This is a genomic window from Rhodoferax sp. LS1R11, assembly GCF_056521395.1.
Genome location: NZ_JBWMAW010000011.1, coordinates 126,019 through 143,455, shown reverse-complemented (window position 1 = coordinate 143,455; position 17,437 = coordinate 126,019). Strand labels below are relative to the sequence as shown.

Below are 17,437 nucleotides of genomic sequence, written 5' to 3'. Positions count from 1 at the left end.
GTCAATCAACGTGGGCCAGCAATTCGGCGTGCATCACGGGGTAATCATGGGCGGTGAGCCACTGGGTGACCTGGGCCGGGTCGTGCATGGTACGCAAAGCCATATAGGCCAGTTCAGCCTCGGGGAATCGGCGTCGCATAAAGTTAAGCCACTGCTTGAGCCGCCCGGCTTGCTGGCGAACTTCCAGGCGGCTGCACACCAGGTACCAAAATTCGGCAATCAGGGGAATGAGTGATCCCCAAGCCACCGTTGCAGGCCCCGGCGTGTCGCTGGCGTCCGTGGCCCCATGAGCCCGAATGGCCAGGGCCAGCCCGGGGTCGGTGACGATGCCGCGGCCCAGCATCAGCATGTCGCAGCCGGACAACTCGCGACACCGCAGGGCATCCTGAACATTCCATATTTCTCCATTGGCCACCACCGGCAGGTGCACGGCAGCCCGTATGTCGGCAATGCGTTCCCAGTAGGCGGGGGGACGGTAGGCATCGGCCTTGGTGCGGGCGTGGACCACCAGCTCGCTGGCGCCACCCGCCTGGATAGCCAGCGCACACTCTTCGGCCCGTGAGTCGTCATTGAAACCCAGGCGCATCTTGGCCGAAACCGGCAGGTGGGCAGGCACAGCGCGCCGGACGGCGGAGACGATACGCATCAGCAACTCGGGATCCTCCAGCAGCGCCGCGCCGCCGCCGTGGCGGTTCACCACCTTGGCCGGGCAGCCAAAATTCAGGTCAATGCCATGCGGGCCGAGAGACGCCAGACTGGCCGCGTTTTCTGCCAGGCAAACGGGATCTGAGCCCAGCAACTGCGCCCGCACCGGCACGCCCGCCAAAGTCCGGCCGCCATGGAGCAGTTCGGGAACAACCCGAATGAAAACGCGCTCTGGCAACAAGGTGTTGGTGACCCGGATGAACTCCGACACGCAACGGTCCACCCCGCCGACACGGGTCAGGATATCGCGAAGCACAAAGTCGAGCAGGCCCTCCATGGGGGCAAGGAGAATGGTCATGGGAGGTCAGTGACGCAGGACGGCAACGCAATAAGGGTCATGCTTGACCTTGATCAATGTGGGCTGCATGCAAAGGCATAAGCTGAAGTCTTATCAAACAAGCAAAGAAGGAAATTCATGTCGCACTATCACGCCGTGGTCTGGCTCGATCATTCTGAAGCCCATGTCATGCACATCAGCCCCGACGACGTCGAAAAGTCAGTGGTTCACCCCAGCAAACCGCACCATCATTTGCACGCCAAAAGTGGCACCGTCGGGGCGGGGCGCGAGGCCGAAGACCACACCTATTATCACGCCATCGTCGAGGCGCTGAAGGGGGCCACGGAGATTCTGGTGGTGGGCCCGGCCCAGGCCAAGTTGCACCTCATCAAGCACATCCACACCCATGACCGCGACATGAGCGACAAGGTGCTGGGTGTTGAAACCGTGGACCACCCGAGTGATGGCCAGCTGGTCGCCTATGCCCGCAAATACTTTGTGGCCCGGGACCGGATGCTGACACAGCCCTGAACTGACACCGGCTCGTGGTCGGCGCGGGCAGGGGTCCGCATATGATGCGGAGATGAGTCATGCACAAAATAACAATGCCGATGTGCCCGCTATTCTGGACGTGGAGGCGTCCGGCTTTGGAGGTAAAAGTTACCCCATAGAAGTTGGGCTGGTCCTGCCCAATGGGCACTCGTTCTGCAGCCTGATCCTGCCTGAGCCCGAATGGACACACTGGGACGCCCAGGCAGAATCTGTTCACCACATTTCCCGCAGTCTGCTCCTTGAAAAAGGTCGCCCGGCCCTTGAAGTGGCCCGCATGCTGAACGACCATTTGAAGGGTCAAACGGTTTACTCGGACGGCTGGGTCAACGACTACAGCTGGATCGGGGCCTTGTTTGACGTGGCGGGTCTGTACCCCCGCTTCCGGCTGGAGAATCTGCGCGCCCTCCTGGACGAGGAAGAGGCCGATCACTGGCATGAAGTGAAGGCGGAAGTGGCCAGCGAACGCGGCGCCCAACGTCACCGCGCCAGCGCCGACGCCCGCCTGCTGCAATTGACGCTGCAGCGCATTCGGCTTCGGACCAGCCAGAATTGACACCCGTCACACCCCATTCGACTTACAACAAAGGAGCCTTTCATGACCATCCACGTGAACATCGATCTGGGTTACGAATTTGAAGTCAGGGCCAGCGCCAAGGACGTGTTTGACGTCCTGTCGGACGTGCCCACCTCGGCCAGCTTCTTTCCCAAAGTCGACAAGCTGGTTGATCTGGGGGATGGCGCTTACCGCTGGGAAATGGCCAAAATCGGCATTGGACAAGCCAATTTGCAAACCGTCTATGCGTCGAAGTACGTCTCCAACCGGGCCAAAGGTTCGGTGGTGTGGACACCGGTCAAGGATGAAGGCAATGCCTTGGTGTCGGGCCACTGGAAAATCACCGACAAGAAAAAATCCACCCATCTCCTGCTCCAGATCAATGGCGACCTGACGCTGCCCTTGCCGGGTCTCATGAAAATGGTGGTGGCCCCGGTCGTTGAGGGCGAGTTCGAGAAACTGGTGGAGCAGTACATCGACAACCTGACCAAAAAATTCGGCGGCGAGGCCTGACAGGCCCACTCCGCTGGCAGGCACCAGAGTCCGCTCAGGGTGCTTTGACCACCGGTGGCGCCACGGAAAAACCGTAAAGACGCTCAGGCGGCAAGCGCATGAGCATCGTCTTGTCCGTGACATTGGCCACAATCGCAAAGCCTGCCTGCCCCGTGTCATGGCGCGGCGAGCGCGCAATCGGTCGACCGGCGGTGTCCGTGATGCAGGCCACGATCGGCGCACGGACGTTGCCCGTCCGCTGAACCACGATGCCCAGTTCGCCCGAGGCCAGTTTGACAAAGTCACCGGGAGGATAAATACCGAATTCCTTGATGATGGCCGTCGAAATGGGACCGCCCTTGTCTTCGCGGTAAAGCTGCCGGGCCGCGTCCTGCGATGACAAGGCGGCCCGCATGGCGCGCGGGCTGATCTTGGCCATGTAGACGTCGGCCACACGCAACGCAACCGCCATTTCGCAAACGTCTTCCTGACCCAGCGGATACCCGCTGCCATCAGGCCGCTCGTGGTGCTGGGCCACGGCCGCCAGCCAGTCGGGGTCGGTCACACCGGCTTTGCCAAGAAGGTCCACGCACTGAGCTGGGTGAGCGTGAATGGCAGCGCGCTGCTTGTCCTTCATGGGCACATCCTGCGCGGCCATTTCTCCCTGCAAATCCAGAATCGTCATGTTCATGGTGAGCGCGGCCTTGACCAGACTCATCATCCGCCCCTGGGGCCATTTAAGGTGGCGCGACATCAGGATACACAGCAGCGCCGTGTGCACTGAATGGCTGTAGCCATAATAAAAATCGTGGGACTGGTCCTGTCGGATGCAGCGGTAAATGCCGATGTCTGCATTGATATCGACCAGTTCCACAATATGAAGCGCAAAGGCGTCGACGCGCCCGGGAAAGTCAGGCTCCAGCCCGGGTTGGATGAGCAGCTTTTTCAAGCCCTCGGCGGTCAGGTCCCACAGGCTGAACAGATTGGGCGGCGCCACGGCGGCCTTGACCTGCTCAGGCTCGGCCGCCCGATCCACCGCCCGCACCTCCTCGACATCCACAAAGGCGCCTCGCTCCAATATCTGGTCCAGCTGATGCTCGCTAGCCACCACGTGCCCTCGGGACAGCAACAGTTGGCCCTGCTCATCACGCACATTCCAAGGCAAGGGAGCGCCGATCTGGACTTTGGCTCGCGGCAGTCTCAACATTTTCACAATCAATCTACCTCAGGTTGGTTTCGTTTGTACCTATGAGTCTTCAAAAATGCAAGCTAGGTACGGATCGCAGTCTTGATACGAATGCTATATTTTTAGTAGCTACTTGCGCACATTCTGCCTGGGCTAGAGCCCCAAAAGGCTAAAACCATCGCCTGAGCCGGCCCATCGTGTTGACACCTGCCAACACCAGGGCACCGGCCAGCACACCGGCGACCCCATCCACAAGCAGCGAAAGCAAGCCCTGAACGGCGGGCCCCGCCCCACCCATGAGGTGTTCGATCCAGCCATGTGCGCCGGGTATTCCGTGGGTCAAAATGCCACCCCCCACCAGAAACATCGCCGCCGTCCCCACCACCGACAAGGCCTTCATGAGGTAGGGCGCGGTCTTCAGGACAGCCAGTCCAATCCGGCGCCCCAAGCGCACGCCAACGCCCTCGCCCCTGCGCTGACTCAGATACAGCCCGGCGTCGTCCAGCTTGACAATGCAGGCCACCAAACCGTACACACCAACCGTCATGACCACGGCAATGCCACTGAGCACGGCCACCTGCGTCACCAGTGGACTGGCCTGCACGGTCCCCAGGGTGATGGCAATGATCTCGGCTGACAGGATGAAGTCTGTCCGGACAGCCCCCTTGATTTTGTCTTTCTCCAGCGCCACCAGGTCCACAGAGGGGTCCCCCAGCGCCTTCAGCAGGACGGCGCGGCTCGCGGCATCGTCAGCCTCGCTGTGCAGGTACTTGTGGGCCAGCTTCTCGAACCCCTCAAAACACAAAAAGGCGCCGCCCACCATCAGGAGCGGCGTCACGGCCCAGGGCACAAAAGCACTGATGGCAATGGCTGCAGGCACCAGAATGGCCTTGTTGACAAACGAGCCCTTGCACACGGCCCAGACCACCGGCAGCTCGCGGTCGGCCTTGACACCCGCCACCTGCTGCGCATTCAGGGCCAAATCGTCGCCCAACACACCCGCAGTTTTTTTGGCCGCGACCTGGGTCAACACCGACACATCATCCAGAACGCTGGCAATATCGTCAATCAATGCAAGCAGACTGCTGGCCATAGTGGTTCACTTTCAGAACGCCAGAGCAATCCGGCAAATGAGGCGATTGTCGCCGCAGCGCCAGGCGTGGCCTCACCAGCCCAGGTATCCCGACTGATAATCGCGCCTGTCGGACCTTTCCAAACAAGAACTTTTTCGGGACAAGCACCATGCATCGTGTCGCCATCAGCAGCACCGGACTCTACATTCCACCGCACGTCATTTCGAACCAGGAGTTGGTAACCGCCTTCAACAGCTTTGCCGAACTGGAAAACGCCAGGTACTCGACCGACATTGCGGCCGGCACACGCTCGCCCATCCCCCTGTCCAGCGTGGAGTTCATCGAAAAGGCATCCGGCATCAAGCAGCGCTATGTGATGGAGAAAACCGGCGTGCTGGACCCGCTACGTATGCGCCCGCGCCTGCAGGCCCGCCCCGATACCGAGATGTCGCTGATGGCAGAAATTGGTGTGGCCGCGGCCCGCGATGCCTTGGCACGCGCTGGCAAACAAGCACAGGACATTGATGGCGTCATCTGCGCCGCAGCCAACATGCAGCGCGCCTACCCCGCCATGGCGATCGAAATTCAGACCGCCCTGGGCATCAACGGCTTCGGGTTTGACATGAATGTGGCCTGTTCTTCGGCCACGTTTGCCATTGACATGGCCGTCAATGCCGTCAAAAGCGGCTCGGCACGCGCCATCCTGGTGGTGGACCCGGAGATCACCTCGCCCCACCTGGCCTGGAAAGACCGGGACTGTCACTTTATCTTTGGTGACGTCTGCACCGCCATCCTGGTTGAGCGGCTTGACACCGCCCCAGCTGGCGCGTTTGAGGTCATTGGCACGCGCCTGCTCACCACGTTTTCCAACAGCATCCGCAACAACGCCGGGTACATGTCACGCAGCGAGGACCGCAACCCGGAAGACCGGGACCAGCTCTTTTATCAGGAGGGACGCAAAGTCTTCAAAGAGGTGTGCCCGATGGCCGCAGAGCACATCACCAGGCACCTCGCGGAGCATGGTCTGGCGCCTGCCGGGGTGCGCCGTTTCTGGCTGCACCAGGCCAACCTGGCCATGAACCAGCTGATCAGCCGCAAACTGCTGGGGCGCGATGCCACGGCGGAAGATGCACCGGTGATCCTGGACGAATTTGCCAACACGGCCTCGGCCGGGTCAATCATCGCCTTTCACCGCCACCACGACGACATCAAGACCGGCGAAGTAGGGGTGATCTGCTCGTTTGGAGCGGGCTATTCCATTGGCAGCGTGGTGGTGCGCCGCACCTGAGCCGCCACAACCGGGTCAGCTCAGGTCGCGCTTCATCCGGATTTCCTCGACCTTGACCGAGCCCATGGGCACGGTCTTGATGGTGGTCATCTCGCGTTTGAAACCGGCCAGGTCGTGAAAACGCAGGGCGCGCTCGTTGCCCAGCGGTACCCAGATCGAGACCTTGGTGCACCCCTCTTCCACCAAGCCATCGCGCGCGGCGTCCCACAGGGCCAAACCAGCGCCTTGTCCCCAGTAAGAAGGGTCCAGGTAGATCGCCCAGATTTCACCCATGGTGTTGGGTGTTCCCTTGTCGCGTGAGCGGTCAAAGCCGACAAACCCGACCACTTTCTCTCCGTCAACCGCCACATACACCTGCGGCTCGGCAAATTCAATCGCATCGCGCCAATAAGCAAGCCCCTTGTCGGCAGAAACCACGGGCGCCTGTTCGCCTGGAAAAAGGGCTTTGAAGGCGGCCTGGCTGGAAGTGGCGTGAATTTCGGCAATCGCCTTGGCATCGCGCACGGTGGCGGGACGAACTTCAATGTTGGACGTACTGGACATGAAAGTAGCTTGGAGGACCAAACGAATAATAAAAATTGGAGTTGGATTGTCGCCGCAATTGGCTTTTGCAGCTCAATACAATCCCTGCATGCCCGTACCCGACACCCCTCTTTTTTACACTGCCATCGTTGAGCCTGACGCGCAACAAGTGGACGCCTGGACCCACCAGCCACTGCTCATGTCCCTGGAACAGGGCGGTGTTGACTGGCCCAGTTCATGCCGCAACGGCACCTGCCGCACCTGCATTGCGCAGCTGGTAGAGGGCGAAGTGCGTTACGAGATCGACTGGCCAGGGCTGAGCGCCGAGGAAAAGAACGAAGGCTACGCCCTGCCCTGCGTTGCCTTTCCATGTTCAGACCTGGTGCTGGTCAGCGGCGCCTGAACCTGAACCAAAACTTGCGGCCAGGCCCAAAGCGCTCAGTCGTCTGACCGCTTGTCGGGGCGTGGAATTTTCTTGAAACGGATCTTGCGATCCAGTTCGATCGCATCTTTCTTGACCTGGCGTTGCGCATCCAGGATCTGCCCGGCGGCCAGCCATTGCGCAAACTCTTCGGGCGTTTCCAGGGTGATGCGGCCCATCACCGCCGCCCGAAAATCATAAATGGCAATCTCGGCCGCTTTTTGCAGGTTGATCCGCTTGCCGCCCTGCAGGGCGCCGCGTTTGCGCCCGATGGCCTCCAGCAGCTCCTCGTCCGTCATCGCCGCCACGCCTTCCAGCTTGAAACGGGCCTCCACCAAGGGCGCGTAATGGGTTTTCAGATAGTCCAGCAGTTCCAGCGCCACTTCTTCTTCATTGAAGGCATTGCGGCCAATGGCGCCGCTGGCCGCCAGGTTGTAACCGCTTTTGGCCACGATGATGCGCGGCCACAGCACGCCCGGCGTGTCATACAGGTAGAAATCATCCGCCAGCGAAATACGCTGCTCCAGCTTGGTGATCCCCGCCTCGTCACCCGTTTTGGCGGCCCGTTTTCCCGTCAGCGTATTGATGAGGGTGGACTTGCCCACATTGGGAATGCCGCAAATCAGCACCCGCATGGGCTTGACCATGCCGCCGCGGGTCGGTGCGAGCGCAAAACAGGCCTGGGCCAGTGCCTTGGCCGGTGCCGTCACGCTGGCGTCAAGCCCCAGCGCGCGCGTGCCGGGCAAGGCGTTGTAATGCGCCAGCCACTGCACTGTGCGCGCCGGGTCAGCCAGGTCCTGCTTGTTCAGCACCTTGAGCGCCGGTTTGCCCGCCGTGAGTTCGGCCAGCATGGGGTTCGCGCTCGACCCTGGCAGGCGCGCGTCCAGCAACTCCACCACCACATCGATGTTCTTGATGCGGTCCTGAATGGCTTTTTTGGTCAAATGCATGTGACCCGGAAACCATTGAATAGCCATGTTGTGTGTGCTCCTGTTGCCGTCAATCTGTTGTTGACCAACCCGCTGCCCCCAGCTTGCCCCTGCAAACCTGACATTAAGTTGGTAACCTGCCCTATTGTCCCTCGCCATGGCGCGCGCCCAAGGCTGCGCCTTTCATAAAATGAGGTCAACTTGCTGCCCACACCACCGGAGACTTCAATGACTCAAAACGCCCACATCATCCAGCGCCCTGCCTACCCTGCCGCCCAACTCATCCTGCTTTTTCATGGCGTCGGCTCCAATGCCCAGTCCATGAAACCCCTGGGTGAGCGGCTGGCAGCCGAGTTTCCACAAGCCATGGTGGTCGCGGTCGCGGCCTACCAGCCGTCGGCCAACGGCACGGGTTTTCAGTGGTTTTCGGTCGCCGGCATCACGGAAGACAACCGCCTGCCGCGGATTGCAGAAGCCATGCCGGCGTTTGAAGCCTGCATCGCCCATTGGCAACACGAAGCGGGCGTGAAGGCCTCCGCCACTGCATTGATCGGATTTTCGCAAGGGGCCATCATGGCGCTCGAATCCACCAAACGACCGACGCCCATGGCCTCACGGGTGTTCTCCATCAGTGGCCGCTTCGCCACCTTGCCCGAGGCAGCCCCCGAAGAAATCACCATTCACTTCCTGCACGGCAAAACCGATGAAATCATTCCCTACGGTTACGCCGTCGAGGCCGCCCATCACCTGCTGGGCCTGGGGGCGGACATTACTGCCGAAGTGCTGCCCTTCATCGGCCATGAAATTCACACGGACTTTGCGGACCTGGTGGTGAGCAAGCTCAGCTCGCACCTGCCCAAACGGCTGTGGACCGAAGCACTCAAAGCCAATACACCCAGCTGACGCGGCCCTCGGTCGCCCTATTGGGCGTTCGCCCCCATTTTGCGCAGCTTGTCCTCCCACTTTTTGACGCCCTCATCGCCCAATTTGTCCACCATGCCAATCAGGGTCTCGTTAACCGGCGATATGCCGACGAAACCCAATATGTTGCGCTCCAGCGACTTGACACTGTGGGCGCGAAAATACCAGCGGTACAACAGTGCGGGCATGCCCATGGTCACCACCACCCGGGCCGATCGCCCCAGCAGCCCTTTTTGGCCAAAGGGGTTGCCCCCCTCCGGCTTGAAAGCAAAACCAGGCCGGGCCACCTGCTCCAGAAAACCTTTCAACAAGGCAGGCATGTCGCCCAGCCACAGCGGGAACAACAACACCATATGCTGGGCCCATTCAATGTCGGTCTGCGCCTGCACCAGAGTTTCGGGCAAACTGCCCTCTTCCCAGGCGTGCTGGCTGCGCAACAGGGGGAAGTCCAGCTTCGCCACATCGATCCGGCGTACCGCGTGACCCGCGGCTTGGGCCCCCTGGGCATACGCATCTTCCAGCGCATGCCCCAGATGGCGGGTGACGGCATCAGGATGCCCCTGAATGAGAACAATGCGTTGAAAAGACATGGCGGGCTCCTTGGGTCCACCTGAACCCTACCCAAACCACCGGCAAGTTGCTTTGACGCGGCTCAATGATCGCGTCAATTCGGCTCACTCATTCACCCGGCCCCGCAAAGCCTTGGTTTCTGAGCGCTGGCTTTTGGCCACCCGGAGTCTTTGCTTTGAACCATAGCTGGGCTTGGTGGCGCGGCGGGTCTTGGGCGGTGTCGCCACACTGTTAACCAGTTCGTGCAGGCGCACCAGCGCATCCAGCCGGTTCATCTCCTGCGTACGGTGTTGCTGCGCCTTGATGACCAGCACACCCGCCTTGGTGATGCGGCTGTCATGCAGCGCCAGCAGCCGCTCCTTGACATCGTCGGGCAACGAGGAGGCAGCGATGTCAAAGCGCAAATGAATCGCGCTGGAGACCTTGTTGACGTTTTGCCCGCCCGCCCCTTGCGCACGGATGGCCGTGATCTCGACCTCGTCCTCACTGATCGCCAGTGCAGGGAGTGTTGCAGACTCAGCCATCAGAATGCGCCGGGGCGGTCCGAATCAGCTCAGAACGTGGCTTCCACCACGCGCCGGAATTCAGGGGTGATGTCCGGCATCACGCCAAACCACGCCTTGAATGCGGGCCTGGCCTGGTTCAGCAACATGCCCAATCCATTGACTGTCGGATTGCCACGCTGGCGGGCAGCCACCAGCAAAGGTGTTTCCATCGGAACGTAAATCACGTCGGATACCAGCGCATGCAAAGGCAACTTATTCAGTGAAATATCGAGCGGACTTTGACCCGCCATGCCCTGGTTGGTGGTGTTGACGAGCAAGGCCACGTCGGCCAGCGCGTCATGCCGGTCTTCCCAGGGGACGGCCCGCACCGGTGCGCCAAACTCCAGGGCCAGACCTTGCGCTTTGTCAAAAGAACGATTGCAAACCCTGATTTCCTTCGCCCCTCGCTCCGCCAGGCTGACGATCACGGCACGCGCCGCGCCGCCAGCCCCCAGTACAGTGACCGGTCCGGCATCGGCGCGCCAATCGGGTTGAACGTCCAGCAGGCTCTGGATGTAGCCAAAACCGTCGGTATTGGTGCCGCTCAGCGACCCGTCTGCCTCGACCACGAGGGTGTTGATGGCACCGATGCGTCGCGCCACCGGATCAACCCGGTCAACCCACTGCATGGCCGCCACCTTGTGCGGAATGGTGAGGTTACAGCCGGCAAAACCCAGGGCACTCAGGCCCTTGAGTGCCGCGGGCAAATTGGCGGGATCTACCGGCAGCAAAACGTAGGCGCCAGTCAGCCCGTATTGCTTGATCCAGTGGTTGTGAATCGTGGGGGAACGGGAATGGGACACGGGCCAACCCATGACACCAGCGAGTCCAAATTTAGTGTGCTTGCTCATATTCTTGATGTGGAGGCAGCCAAGCGCTGCGTCTGATAAAACGGGCGTCCGGCCAGGTACCGGGCGGCATTGTTTATACCTTAGTCAGGCAGGGGCCGGCCGGTCGCCGTGCAAGGCCGCGAGTTGGAGCCGCGTCAGGCGTGCGGCATGCTGCGCCAGCTCAGGGTTGAACCATTCTTCTGCGGCGGCCTTGGACAGGCTGGCCCGCACGGCGTCCAGATTGCTGCGCATGCGGTGGGGGTTGACCTGCAGTCCCGGCACAGCCAGCGCCAGGGCGCGGGCACTGCCGTGGACCGACATCACCAACTGCGGCCACTCGGCCAACTCGGCCTGCCAGGCGCCCAGGGCGCGCTCATGCTCCTGGGGCATGGCCGCCAGCAAAGCCGCCACACGCTGGGGCGCGCGCAAGGCCGCCGCCAGCGCCACCATGGACCCCACCGGATTGTGTTTGTGGGGCATGCCCGACGGGCTGCCGCGCCCCGGGCCGGCAGGCTCCGCAAGCTCCCCCACCTCAAACTGGCTCATCAACATGATGTCTTTGGCCAGCTTGCCCAGACTGCCCGCCAACAAACCCAGCTCGCACCCCAACGCCACCCACTCGTCACGCTGGGTATGCCAGCTCATGATGGGCAACCTCAGCGACAAATCCTGTGTCATGCGCCGGGCGATCTCAGCGCCCTTGCCCTGCATTTTCTCCAGCGTGCCAACGGCCCCGCCGAACTGCAATTGCAGCGCATCGCCCGCCACGCGGTCCAGCCGCTGGCGGCTGCGCACCAGAGGCGCGGCCCAACCTGCGCACTTGAAACCAAAGCTGCTCACACTGGCAGGCTGCATCAGAGTGCGCGCCAACATGGGGGTGTCGGCATGCTGCCCGGCCAGGCCAAGCAAGGCGGTCACAACCAGATCGACATCGGTGCGAATCAACGCCAGGGCGTCGCGGGTGACCAGCACCATGGCCGTGTCGATCACGTCCTGGCTGGTACTGCCAAAGTTCACAAACGGCGCTGCATCGGGGTTGAACAGGCTGACGGTTTCCCGCAGCACCTTGAGCAGCGGAATCGCGACGCTGCCAGCATGTGCGCTCTCACGCACAATTTTGGCCACATCAAACAACTCCACCTTGCAGGTGCCAATGATGGACTGGGCGGCGCCCTCTGGTATCAGCCCAGCCGCAGCCTGGGCACGGACCAAAGACGCCTCAAATTTGAGCATGGCCGCCAGAAAGTTGCGCTCGCTGAACACCTCGGCAACTTCCGGAGTGGACAAAAACCCCTCAAACAGACCGCTCATGAAAGCGCCATCCCGTCAGGCCGCAGACTGCTTTTTGAGGCGAATCTGGTTGGGCAGGGGCACGGAGCGACGCAGCACGTCCTCCCCCAGCCACATGGCCGCGCGGCGCGCCCGCTGTGCCACGGTCGCCAGCGGCATTTGCTGGTAGTCGTCGTTGAAGACTTCAAAACTGTAGTCGCCGCGGTAGCCCAACTGGTGCAGTTTGAGCACCAGGGCAGCCAGGGCCTCGCTGTGCACGCCTTCACCGGGAAAGACCCGAAATGTGCGCGCCGTGCTGATGCGCTCTTCAATGGTCTTGATTTCGTTCCACATGAAGTCGGCCAGTTGCACCAGGAATATCTTGTCCGGGTCCAGCATCTCCAGCTCATCGAGCGGCGTTTTGGAGGCAAACATGTGAAACGAGTCAAACCCCAGGCCGAGGTTGGGCATGTCGGCCTGCGAGATGATGTCCCACGCCTGCGGAAACTCATTGACCGCGCGCCCCCAGGACAGGGCCTCGTAAGCGATCTTGATGTTCATCGGAATCGCCAGCATCGCCAGCTTGCGCAGGTCGCGGACCAGGGCCGAGGTTTCACCCGAGGCATGGCTGGAGGTTGATGAGCACGCCAGCATGACACCACAACCCAGCGCGTGACACATCTCCAGCATCGACTTGGCAATGTCAATCTTGTACTCGTGCAAATGGCCCGACAGGCCCTCAAAGTCACGCAACACCTGGAAACCGGTCACCCGCAGGCCACTGTCCTTGACCTCCTGCACGGCCGCCTGCCATCCGTCGGGGTGACCCACCAGATCGCGCGCCAACAGCATGACCTGCGAGAAACCGGCCGCACGAATGGCGTCCAGCTTGGCCTTGAGCGGTCCGGCCAGCGAGATGGTGTCCATCCCGAAGTCGTCCATATTGCCTTCAAAGTGACTCATGATGATCAGCTCCGCTCGTCGTGCACAAGCTCAAACATCACGCTGCCCATGACCGTGCGCGTCAAAGCGCCCCGGCTCTCCAGCTGAACACCTTTGGAGGCCACAAACTCCACACCGCGCTGGCGCAACTGCGCCACCGTGGCCTGAACGTCCGGCGTGCCCAACCCGATGCGGTGCAGGCATTCGTCGTCTTCCACGTTCAGCACACCCGGCTCGGGCTCGATCAGTTGCAGGTAAAAACTGCCGCACGGGCTGCGCAGAATACGGCCCTTGGGCAGAATGCCAAAACGCTCGTCAGGCGACAACGCGGAGAACCCAAACAGGGCCGAATAAAACTCGGTCCAGTCCTCGGTGCGGTAATTGCCAATGTACTGAACGACGCCAAAGAAATGCAGGCCTGCAATGGCCGGTGGACGCTGGTCCACGGTCGGAATCGGCGTGAAATCCACGTCGTAAATCGAGAACTCTTTGTACCGGTCCACAAAATAGATGCGGCTGGTGCCCACCCCGTGGATGGCGGGAATGTTCAACTCCATCACCTCCACCCGGGCCGGCACCGCCCAGGCACCACGCTCCAGCGCCCGGCGGTACGCCGCGGCGGCATCGCGCACACGCAAGGCCATGGCCGTGATGACCGGTTTCTCGGTCAGCACCATGCCGTTGTCATGGGCGTTGACGATGATGTTGATGTCACCCTGCCGGTACAACAAGACCTCACGCGAGCGATGGCGTGCCACCGGCCTGAAGCCCATGGTTTCCAGCACCTGCCCCAGCGCCTGGGGTTTGGAGGTGGCGTACTCAATGAACTCCACTCCCTCCAGGCCCAGCGGGTTGGGGCCTTCGACAATCTCTTCGCGGTCTGCACCGCTGGCACGGGCCGTATGGTCAGCTGTCAACATTGTTTTTTCTCCCGGAAACATCGTCTTGATTATGCCGACTCCACGCTGCCTGGCGCGGGCGCGGCATGCGCCCCGCCCAGGAAAAGCCGCTCGATATGCGGGTCCGCCAGCAACTCGGAGGCCGGCTTTTGCAGCACCAGCCGACCCGACTCCAGCGCGATGGCTTCGTCAGAAATTTTCAGCGCACTTTTCACGTTTTGCTCCACCATCAGCACCGTGGTGCCCTGGTCCGCCAGTTTGCGCAGGAGCTTGAACACGTCCTGCACCACCAGGGGCGACAGGCCAATGGACGGCTCATCAATCAGGATCACCTTGGGACGCAGCAACAAGGCGCGGCCAATCTCCAGCTGCTTTTGCTCGCCGCCCGACAAGGCCGACGCTGGCGAATTCATGCGCTGCTTGACGCGGGGAAAGAACTCCAGCACTTCAGGTATGCGCTCGTGTGTGGTCTTCATGCCCAGCGTGATGCCACCAAGCTCCAGGTTTTCAAACACGGTGAGCTGACCAAACAGGTTGCGCCCCTGCGGCACAAAGGCGATGCCTTTGGCCAGCAATTCCTTTTGGCTGATACCGCTGATGTCCTGCCCATCGAGCAGGATCTTGCCCTGGCGTGGCTTGAGCAAACCAAACAGCGTCTTGAGCACGGTGGACTTGCCCGCGCCATTGGGCCCGAGCAACAACGTGATGGTGCCGCGCTTGGCCTTGAACGACAGGTTGTTCAGGATCATGAAATCCTTGTAGCCGGCCACCACGTCCACGAATTCAATGCAGGTGTCTTGTGTCGTCATGGCTTAGCTCCCCAGATAGGCGTCCAGCACCTGTTTATTGGCCCGAATTTCGGCGGGTGTCCCGATCGCCATCACCTGGCCCTCCACCATCACCATGATGCGGTGGCACAGGTCCATCACAAAGTCCATGTTGTGCTCGATCACCACGAACGAACTCTTCTTGCCGATCTTCGGATTGCGGTTGAGTTCTTTCAGCAAGGTGGAGATACCACCCACCAGGCTGGGGTTGACCCCGGCGCAGGGTTCGTCCAGCAGCACCAGGTCGGGCTCACTCATGAAGGCCATGGCAATGTCCACCAGCTTCTGCTGGCCGTAACTGAGTTCACCGGCCTTTTTGTCCGCCACATGGCGAATGCGGAACTGGTCGATCAGCGCATCGGCCTTGGCACCCAAACCAGAGTCGCCAGGCGCAAACATGCGGCTGAACATGGTGCCCTGGTGCTCTTGCGCTGCGACGATCAGGTTGTCGCGCACCGTCATCTTGCCAAACACCTGCAGCGTCTGGAAGGTGCGGCCCACGCCGCGGCGGTTGAGCTCCAGCGGCCCCAGCGTCGTGACGTCCTGCCCGTTGAGCTCGATCTTGCCCTCATCGGGCGTGATCTGGCCCAACATGCTGTTGAACAGCGTGGTCTTGCCGGAGCCGTTGGGGCCAATGACGCCAAAGATCTCACCCGGCATGACTTCGAAGGACACCCCGCCCACCGCCTGAATGGCGCCGTAGGCTTTCTTGAGGCCGGTAACTTTTAACAATGCGTTGCTCATGACTTGGCTCCCAGGCTGCTGGCGGAGGCGGCGCGCGCCGCACTGGCCTCGCGTGCCAGGCGTTTGGCTTTGATGCGGTCCGGCAGGCTCAGCAAGCCATCAGGCAGCCAGATCATCAACAGAACCACGGCGGCGCCAAAAATCGGCAAATACCAGTCGGCCACCTTGGGCACATCGCGCAGCCACTCGGGCATGATCACGCCCACCGCCGCACCCAGCACCGGGCCGAGAAAGTAACCCGGCCCGCCCACCACCACCATGAGGTACATCATGATGGAGGTGCCCACCGTGAACTGCGCGGGCTCGATGAACTGCACCTGGCTGGCCAGCAAGGCGCCGGCAATACCGGCATAGGCCGCACCAATGGCAAAACTCAGCAGCGTGTAGCTGCGGGTGTCCACCCCCAGGCTTTCAGCGCGGATCGCGTTGTCACGCAGGGCCGTGAAAGCCTTGCCCCATGGCGAACGCAGCAGGCCCAGCAACAAGATCGCCATCACCACCGTCACTACCAGGGTGAAGTAGTAATAGGCCAGGTTGCTCTCCAGCGAAACGCCGAACAGCGTGGGGCGGGCAATGTTGTTCAGGCCGAAGGTGCCGCCCGTGAGCCATTCCTCGTTGCGCATCACCAGCCAGATGGCGGTGTTGAAGCCCAGCGTGGCAAACGCCAGGTAAATGGTTTGCACCCGCAGCGCCGGAAAGCCCAGAATGATGCCGACCACGAAGCAGATCGCCGCCGCCGCAGGCAAACCAAGCCAGAAGCTGAACCCGGCTTTCATCAAAATCGCCACCGTGTAGGCGCCAATACCAAAGAAAGCGGCGTGACCCAGCGACTTTTGCCCGGCGTAGCCCACCGTGAGGTTCAGGCCCATGGTGGCAATGATGAAGATCAGCCAGTAGGTGAGCAGATAGATACCGTAGTTCTTCATGAACTGCGGCACCAGCAACAGCAGCAGTGCACTGAGCACCAGGAGGGGAAGTGTGAGCTTTTTCATATCAGACCTTGCGCTCTTCTTTTTTGCCCAGCAGCCCTTGCGGCTTGAACAGAATCACGATCATGAAGATCACCAGCGCCACGGCGTCCTTGTACGCGGGCGAGATGTAGGCCGCAGCCAGGTTCTCGCACACACCCACAATCAGCCCGCCCAGCAGCGCACCGCGTGAGTTGTTGAAGCCACCGATGATGGCGGCAAAGAAAGCCTTGTTGCCCAGCGACTCGCCCATGTCGAACTTGGCCAGATAGGTGGGCGTGACCAGCAGCGCAGCGGCAACCGCCAGCACGGCGTTGATGGCAAAGGCGTAAAAAATCATGCGCGGCACGTTGATGCCCAGCACCGAGGCACTCTCGGTGTTTTGCGCCACGGCCTGCATGGCCCGGCCGGTCACGGTTTTGGTCATGAACGCCTGGGTGGCCAGCACCAGCGCCAGCGCCAGCACAAAGGTGCCGATGTCAGACAGCGTGATGGTGACCCCGGCGATGTTGAACAGCTTGTCGGCAAACAGGCTGGGGAACGGATGGGCCTCCGCGCTGTAGCCTGCGCGAACGCCGTTGCGCATGGCAATCGACAAGCCGATGGTGGCCACCACGATGGGCATCATGCCGAACTTGAAGAGCGGATCCACAATGCCGCGCTTGAAAATCCAGCCCAGCACAATCACGGCCAGCACCACGCTGAACACAAAGCTCACCGCCAGCGGTGCGCCAAAGGACATGAAGGCCAGCATCATGAAGGCGGGCAACATGACGAACTCACCCTGGGCGAAGTTAATGGTGCCACTGGCTTGCCAAAGCAAGGTAAAACCCAGCGCAGCCAGCCCGTAAATGGCTCCTGTGGCCAGGCCACTGAAGAAGAGTTGGAGGAAGTCGGTCATGATGCCCAGCCTTTTTGGTTAAT

At 61.2% G+C, this 17,437-nt stretch carries 21 protein-coding genes; 6 read left to right on the top strand and 15 right to left on the bottom strand.

Annotated features, from left to right (window positions below):
• Position 1 precedes the first annotated feature (1 nt).
• Positions 2-1,003: a tRNA dihydrouridine synthase gene (locus AC097N_RS14345; RefSeq protein ID WP_479582006.1), complete on the bottom strand. Its 1,002-nt coding sequence runs from the start codon at positions 1,001-1,003 to the stop codon at positions 2-4.
• A 117-nt stretch (positions 1,004-1,120) separates the two neighbouring features.
• Here AC097N_RS14345 and AC097N_RS14340 point away from each other — a divergent pair, with 117 nt between their 5' ends.
• Genes AC097N_RS14340 through AC097N_RS14330 form a run of 3 tightly spaced genes read left to right on the top strand, consistent with a single transcriptional unit; the run spans position 1,121 to position 2,600 of the window.
• Positions 1,121-1,513, top strand: coding sequence for a translational machinery protein (locus tag AC097N_RS14340; protein WP_479582004.1), 393 nt, complete (start codon positions 1,121-1,123; stop codon positions 1,511-1,513).
• 52 nt (positions 1,514-1,565) lie between these two features.
• The gene (locus AC097N_RS14335) at positions 1,566-2,087 is read left to right on the top strand and encodes a 3'-5' exonuclease (RefSeq protein WP_479582002.1); all 522 of its coding nucleotides are present in this window, start codon (positions 1,566-1,568) and stop codon (positions 2,085-2,087) included.
• A 42-nt stretch (positions 2,088-2,129) separates the two neighbouring features.
• Positions 2,130-2,600, top strand: a complete 471-nt coding sequence (locus tag AC097N_RS14330) for an SRPBCC family protein (RefSeq protein WP_479582001.1) — start codon at positions 2,130-2,132, stop codon at positions 2,598-2,600.
• A 34-nt stretch (positions 2,601-2,634) separates the two neighbouring features.
• On the opposite strand, the gene AC097N_RS14325 is transcribed toward AC097N_RS14330, so the two are convergent.
• Together AC097N_RS14325 and AC097N_RS14320 are read right to left on the bottom strand one after the other, a co-directional pair.
• Complete coding sequence (locus tag AC097N_RS14325) at positions 2,635-3,786, bottom strand: HD-GYP domain-containing protein (protein ID WP_479581999.1); 1,152 nt, start codon at positions 3,784-3,786, stop codon at positions 2,635-2,637.
• Between the two features lie 148 nt (positions 3,787-3,934).
• Positions 3,935-4,858, bottom strand: a complete 924-nt coding sequence (locus tag AC097N_RS14320) for a DUF808 domain-containing protein (protein WP_479581997.1) — start codon at positions 4,856-4,858, stop codon at positions 3,935-3,937.
• A 149-nt stretch (positions 4,859-5,007) separates the two neighbouring features.
• Here AC097N_RS14320 and AC097N_RS14315 point away from each other — a divergent pair, with 149 nt between their 5' ends.
• Positions 5,008-6,126, top strand: a complete 1,119-nt coding sequence (locus tag AC097N_RS14315) for a beta-ketoacyl-ACP synthase III (RefSeq protein ID WP_479581995.1) — start codon at positions 5,008-5,010, stop codon at positions 6,124-6,126.
• 15 nt (positions 6,127-6,141) lie between these two features.
• Here AC097N_RS14315 and AC097N_RS14310 read toward each other — a convergent pair whose 3' ends face one another.
• Positions 6,142-6,669, bottom strand: a complete 528-nt coding sequence (locus AC097N_RS14310) for an N-acetyltransferase family protein (protein WP_479581993.1) — start codon at positions 6,667-6,669, stop codon at positions 6,142-6,144.
• Positions 6,670-6,757: 88 nt separating this feature from the next.
• Between AC097N_RS14310 and AC097N_RS14305 the strand changes: the two genes are divergently transcribed.
• Positions 6,758-7,051 (top strand): 2Fe-2S iron-sulfur cluster-binding protein, encoded by a 294-nt coding sequence (locus AC097N_RS14305; protein WP_479581991.1) that lies wholly within the window; start codon positions 6,758-6,760, stop codon positions 7,049-7,051.
• 35 nt (positions 7,052-7,086) lie between these two features.
• Here AC097N_RS14305 and ylqF read toward each other — a convergent pair whose 3' ends face one another.
• Positions 7,087-8,046 carry a ribosome biogenesis GTPase YlqF gene (gene ylqF, locus AC097N_RS14300; protein WP_479581989.1) on the bottom strand — a complete coding sequence of 320 codons (960 nt, stop codon included), beginning with the start codon at positions 8,044-8,046 and terminating at the stop codon, positions 7,087-7,089.
• A 180-nt stretch (positions 8,047-8,226) separates the two neighbouring features.
• On the opposite strand from ylqF, the gene ypfH reads away from it, so the two are divergent.
• Entirely contained in the window at positions 8,227-8,901 is a 675-nt protein-coding gene (ypfH, locus tag AC097N_RS14295) for an esterase (RefSeq protein ID WP_479581987.1), read from the top strand.
• Positions 8,902-8,918: 17 nt separating this feature from the next.
• On the opposite strand, the gene AC097N_RS14290 is transcribed toward ypfH, so the two are convergent.
• The 10 genes from AC097N_RS14290 to AC097N_RS14245 form a co-directional block, all read right to left on the bottom strand.
• A complete protein-coding gene (locus AC097N_RS14290; protein WP_479581985.1) occupies positions 8,919-9,509 on the bottom strand; it encodes an NAD(P)H-dependent oxidoreductase in 591 nt (196 codons plus the stop codon).
• Positions 9,510-9,593: 84 nt separating this feature from the next.
• Positions 9,594-10,013 carry an alternative ribosome rescue aminoacyl-tRNA hydrolase ArfB gene (gene arfB, locus AC097N_RS14285; RefSeq protein WP_479581983.1) on the bottom strand — a complete coding sequence of 140 codons (420 nt, stop codon included), beginning with the start codon at positions 10,011-10,013 and terminating at the stop codon, positions 9,594-9,596.
• Between the two features lie 29 nt (positions 10,014-10,042).
• Entirely contained in the window at positions 10,043-10,885 is an 843-nt protein-coding gene (locus tag AC097N_RS14280; RefSeq protein ID WP_479581981.1) for a shikimate dehydrogenase, read from the bottom strand.
• 84 nt (positions 10,886-10,969) lie between these two features.
• Positions 10,970-12,175, bottom strand: coding sequence for a 3-carboxy-cis,cis-muconate cycloisomerase (gene pcaB / locus AC097N_RS14275; RefSeq protein ID WP_479581979.1), 1,206 nt, complete (start codon positions 12,173-12,175; stop codon positions 10,970-10,972).
• A gap of 15 nt (positions 12,176-12,190) precedes the next feature.
• A complete protein-coding gene (locus AC097N_RS14270; protein WP_479581978.1) occupies positions 12,191-13,096 on the bottom strand; it encodes a sugar phosphate isomerase/epimerase family protein in 906 nt (301 codons plus the stop codon).
• Positions 13,097-13,101: 5 nt separating this feature from the next.
• Positions 13,102-13,995, bottom strand: coding sequence for a 4-hydroxyphenylpyruvate dioxygenase (locus AC097N_RS14265; RefSeq protein ID WP_479581976.1), 894 nt, complete (start codon positions 13,993-13,995; stop codon positions 13,102-13,104).
• Between the two features lie 29 nt (positions 13,996-14,024).
• On the bottom strand, positions 14,025-14,783 hold the full coding sequence (locus AC097N_RS14260; RefSeq protein WP_479581973.1) for an ABC transporter ATP-binding protein: 759 nt from the start codon (positions 14,781-14,783) through the stop codon (positions 14,025-14,027).
• 3 nt (positions 14,784-14,786) lie between these two features.
• Positions 14,787-15,545 (bottom strand): ABC transporter ATP-binding protein, encoded by a 759-nt coding sequence (locus AC097N_RS14255; protein WP_479581972.1) that lies wholly within the window; start codon positions 15,543-15,545, stop codon positions 14,787-14,789.
• A complete protein-coding gene (locus tag AC097N_RS14250; protein ID WP_479581970.1) occupies positions 15,542-16,537 on the bottom strand; it encodes a branched-chain amino acid ABC transporter permease in 996 nt (331 codons plus the stop codon). Before AC097N_RS14250 ends, AC097N_RS14255 begins: the two co-directional genes overlap by 4 nt.
• 1 nt (position 16,538) lies before the next feature.
• Positions 16,539-17,414: a branched-chain amino acid ABC transporter permease gene (locus AC097N_RS14245; protein WP_479581967.1), complete on the bottom strand. Its 876-nt coding sequence runs from the start codon at positions 17,412-17,414 to the stop codon at positions 16,539-16,541.
• Positions 17,415-17,437 lie beyond the last annotated feature (23 nt).